This window comes from Schleiferilactobacillus shenzhenensis LY-73 (assembly GCF_000469325.1).
Taxonomy (GTDB): Bacteria; Bacillota; Bacilli; order Lactobacillales; family Lactobacillaceae; genus Schleiferilactobacillus; species Schleiferilactobacillus shenzhenensis.
In genome coordinates this window covers 54,529-58,091 of record NZ_KI271585.1, presented here as the reverse complement: position 1 = coordinate 58,091, position 3,563 = coordinate 54,529, and the positions used below count along the sequence as shown (strand labels likewise).

The following is a 3,563-nucleotide window of genomic DNA, read 5'->3' as shown; positions in this document are numbered from 1 at the left end:
AAGTCGTGCCCATGGCGTTCCAGCCCCAGCCAGCCGGAGGGCCCAAATCGCCGGGCCCACGCGAATACAAAAAAAGCGGCCGCACCGCAGTGCTGCCGCTTTTCTCACTTAATGGTCCCAAGCGCCCTAGGCAATAGCCCCTTCGATGGTCTCGATGTCGCCCTTGCCGTCCCGGGCCACGATGGCGCCGATGGCGGCGGTGATGCCCTTGACGTCATCCGCCAGAGACAGGCTCGGCGTGTCCGGCCGGTTCACGACTTGGTCCGGCAGGAAGGGAATGTGCATGAAGCCCGCCTTGATCTCCGGGAACTCCTTGTCCCGCATGTACTGCACCTGGTACATAATGTGGTTGCAGACATAGGTACCCGCCGTGTTGGACACGACGCTGGGGATGCCGGCCTCGCGGATGGCCTTGGCCATGGCCTTGATTGGCAGCTGCGCGAAGTACGCGGTCTGACCGTCGGCGTGGATCGTGTGGTTCAGCGGCTGGTAGCCGGCATTGTCCGGAATCCGGCCGTCGTCCAGGTTGATGGCGACCCGTTCCGGAGTGAGGGCGAAGCGGCCACCCGCTTGGCCGATGCTCAGCACGTAGTCCGGGTGCTTCGCAGCAATGGCGTCGTGGACGACCTGGGCAGAAACGTTGAACTTCGTGGGAATTTCTAACTTAATGATCTCGGCGCCGGCGATTTCGTCAGGCAGACGCTTGACGGCCTCGATGGCGGGGTTGATCTTATCGTCGCCGAAGGGATCGAATCCAGTCACAAGAATTTTCATAAATTAATCGGCTTCCTTTCTGAATCCTAGAAGGCTAACACGTACATCATGACGATCTGAATCAGCAGCAGGAACACCGCGATGGGCGCCTGCTGTTTGATGACCCCCATTTTATCATGCATTTCCAGTAATGCCACTGGCAGTGAATTGAAGTTGGCCGCCATAGGGGTCAACAGCGTGCCGCAGTAGCCGGAGGTCATGCCCATGGCCGCTACGACAGCGGGGTTGGCGCCTTGGGCAACAACAAAGGGAATACCGATGGCGGCAGTGATCACCGCAAAGGCCGCAAAAGCGTTGCCCATGATTGCGGTGAACAAGGCCATGGCCACACAATAAAGGACCACGCCGAGGAACTGGTTGCCCGCCGGAAAGACGTTAGCAATCAGCTTGGCTGTCAATGTGCCGACCCCGGCCGCGGTGAAGACGGCACCCAAGGTGGCTAGAAGCTGGGGCAGAACACCGGCGGAACCGACGGACCGGACCAGCCGCTGACTATCGTTGTAAAGCATCTTCACTGGCGCGCGGGTGAGCAGGATGGCCACGATCAGCGAGACCGCGGCACCAATCCCAATCCCCACTTGGCCGGCTTGCGGCCCCAGGCTCTTCACTTGGGCGATGCCGATGGAGACAATCGCCAAGACGACGCTGGGGAAGAAGACCCAACCGCCGATGCGTTTCGCCGCGGTGGCCGCAAACTTCGGGTCCACCGGAGCAATTTTACCCACTTGAATCTGCTTGAACAGGGCTAAAATACCGATGATCACAATGATACCGCCTGTGACAGCGTAAGGAATGAGGGTCCCGAAGGCAAAGACAACGGCCAAGAGCAGCCAGAAGATGCCAGTGCCGATATGCGCCGGGTTATCCTTGGCCTTGATCGATTCGATGCCGGCGATGGCGAGGAGAAAACCGATCAAACAGTACATGACGGTGAGCAGAATATTACCAAGTTGCGCCATCGGCTAGCCCTTCTTCGGTGCTTTGAAGCGGCGGTCGAACCAAACGTTGTACAGTGCCACCGTGATCAGCGTGACCACGGCAATGGGCACGGTGTACAAAACGATCTGAGTCCCGGTGACCGGATGCTTCAAGGAATCCATGGTACTCACGATCAGCAGGACACCGCCGGACGCCACGAACAGGTTTTGGGCGAAGAAGTTGCCGAAGTTATCCACGGCAGCGGACCGGCCCTTGATCTCATCCAAGTCCTTGGCGGTTAAGGGCCGTTTAACTTCGGCCGCGGCGGTCACCATCGGTGTGATCAGCGGCCGCACGAATTGGACCTGGCCGGAGAGCGAGATGCCGAAGACCCCGCCCAGTTCCCGGACGATCAGATACAGGTTCAAGATGCGGCTGGCGGTCAACGTCTTCAGTTTCTGAATCCCGTTGACGGCGACTTCCTTCAGCCCGTGGCTTTCTACCAAGCCGATCATCGGCAAGGTCAGGAAGAAAAGCGATACGACCCGGTTCTGGACGAAGCTTTGGCCGAGGGTGGTGAGCAGGGTAAGGATGTCCATTCCGGAGAACAGGCCCGTGACCAGCGCGGCGATGACGACCACGGCCACTGTATCCCACTTGAACGCAAACCCGAGGACAATGATGACGATGCCCAGCAGTTTGAGATATTCCATGACGCAACCTCCAATATGAAAATGACATTAGCCCCATTGTAAGGGCCGCTTGGGGGTTATGGCAAATTGCTATGGGACGTCAGTGATTTTGCGGATGACGATAGAGTGCGACCAAGCTAGCCACGGAATCTAACGTCATAATAATGCCCATGAGCCACATGGCCGCCATGTTGTGCATCGTCCCGATGAGAATCAGCAGCACCACGTTCAAGGCCAACATCAGCCACGCCATAATTGGTGATGACATACCCATTCAACCTGCCCCCTTTCAGAAATCCACAGTTCCTGAGAGCCTTTAGTGCTCCGCGTCCTTGATCTGCTTATCCAATTCCGGATCGTTCAAGTCGGCCCGGACGAAGCGGGAGTCGTGTACCGGCAGATGGAGGTTGAAGTCGGAGAACGTCTGCAGGGAGACTTTGCCTTCTTTAAGCGCATAGACCAAGACGTGACCGCCGAATTTATGGTCATCGGAGAGAAAGTGGACGTGGAAACCGGCACTGGTCGTTCCCTGGTACAGGTCTGGGGAATAATAACCAATCAATGTCCCGGCTACGTTGTCCGCCTTAAAGATATGCTGGCTCTTGGCTGCTTCAGCCAACGGGGGATATGGCGGCTTCTGCTTGTCGATCGCCCGCGTCTCCACGTGACTGAACGTGCCCACGATGCGGTAGGCAAAGAACTGGTTGGCAAACGGATGGGCCTTAAAAATCTCCTGCTCCAACGCGTCGCTGGTCATGTCCTTGCGGTCGTAGTCGTTGGTGGCATCGTCGAAATGGACGTTGGCAAACGGCGTCAGCTCGTCCGGGCTCATTTCCCGGACCTTGCCTTTGCCAGAAATCTGGTAGGCCTTGCCTTCCAGAATCACCATCTCGCCATCCAACCCATCCGCAGTACCGATCCCGGTATCGCCATGGGTCAGCAATTCACTGATACTCATCGTGCCGTCATACAGCCCCGGCACCAGCAACGCTAAGGTGCCGTGTTGGTACAACACATCTTCTTTAGCCATAGTTTTCAATTCCTTTCTTGGTTAACGGGAGCAGTCTGGGGGCGCTTGACATAGGTGTGAAAGGCGGCTGTCTGCATGTTGGCCCGGGTGACTACGGGCTCCGCAGATTGGGGCTGGAACGCGTGGGCGCGTGACAAAACTTGCCCGGG

At 57.6% G+C, this 3,563-nt stretch carries 5 protein-coding genes; all 5 read right to left on the bottom strand.

Features of this window, described 5'->3' with window-relative positions:
- Window positions 1-126 precede the first annotated feature (126 nt).
- A complete protein-coding gene (gene pcp, locus L248_RS05005) occupies window positions 127-774 on the bottom strand; it encodes a pyroglutamyl-peptidase I (RefSeq protein ID WP_022529014.1) in 648 nt (215 codons plus the stop codon).
- Between the two features lie 26 nt (window positions 775-800).
- Window positions 801-1,733: a DUF979 domain-containing protein gene (locus tag L248_RS05000; RefSeq protein WP_022529013.1), complete on the bottom strand. Its 933-nt coding sequence runs from the start codon at window positions 1,731-1,733 to the stop codon at window positions 801-803.
- A gap of 3 nt (window positions 1,734-1,736) precedes the next feature.
- Window positions 1,737-2,405, bottom strand: coding sequence for a DUF969 domain-containing protein (locus L248_RS04995; protein ID WP_022529012.1), 669 nt, complete (start codon window positions 2,403-2,405; stop codon window positions 1,737-1,739).
- Window positions 2,406-2,484: 79 nt separating this feature from the next.
- On the bottom strand, window positions 2,485-2,658 hold the full coding sequence (locus L248_RS16040) for a hypothetical protein (RefSeq protein WP_196811992.1): 174 nt from the start codon (window positions 2,656-2,658) through the stop codon (window positions 2,485-2,487).
- A 42-nt stretch (window positions 2,659-2,700) separates the two neighbouring features.
- Window positions 2,701-3,414 carry an acetolactate decarboxylase gene (gene budA, locus L248_RS04990; RefSeq protein ID WP_022529010.1) on the bottom strand — a complete coding sequence of 238 codons (714 nt, stop codon included), beginning with the start codon at window positions 3,412-3,414 and terminating at the stop codon, window positions 2,701-2,703.
- Window positions 3,415-3,563: the final 149 nt, after the last annotated feature.

Excerpts from the sequence above, each read along its gene's own strand:
- L248_RS04995 (WP_022529012.1), bottom strand. The coding sequence starts at position 2,405 with ATGGAATATCTCAAACTGCTGGGCATCGTCATCATTGTCCTCGGGTTT.
- L248_RS05000 (WP_022529013.1), bottom strand. The coding sequence starts at position 1,733 with ATGGCGCAACTTGGTAATATTCTGCTCACCGTCATGTACTGTTTGATC.
- L248_RS16040 (WP_196811992.1), bottom strand. The coding sequence starts at position 2,658 with ATGGGTATGTCATCACCAATTATGGCGTGGCTGATGTTGGCCTTGAAC.
- budA (WP_022529010.1), bottom strand. The coding sequence starts at position 3,414 with ATGGCTAAAGAAGATGTGTTGTACCAACACGGCACCTTAGCGTTGCTG.
- pcp (WP_022529014.1), bottom strand. The coding sequence starts at position 774 with ATGAAAATTCTTGTGACTGGATTCGATCCCTTCGGCGACGATAAGATC.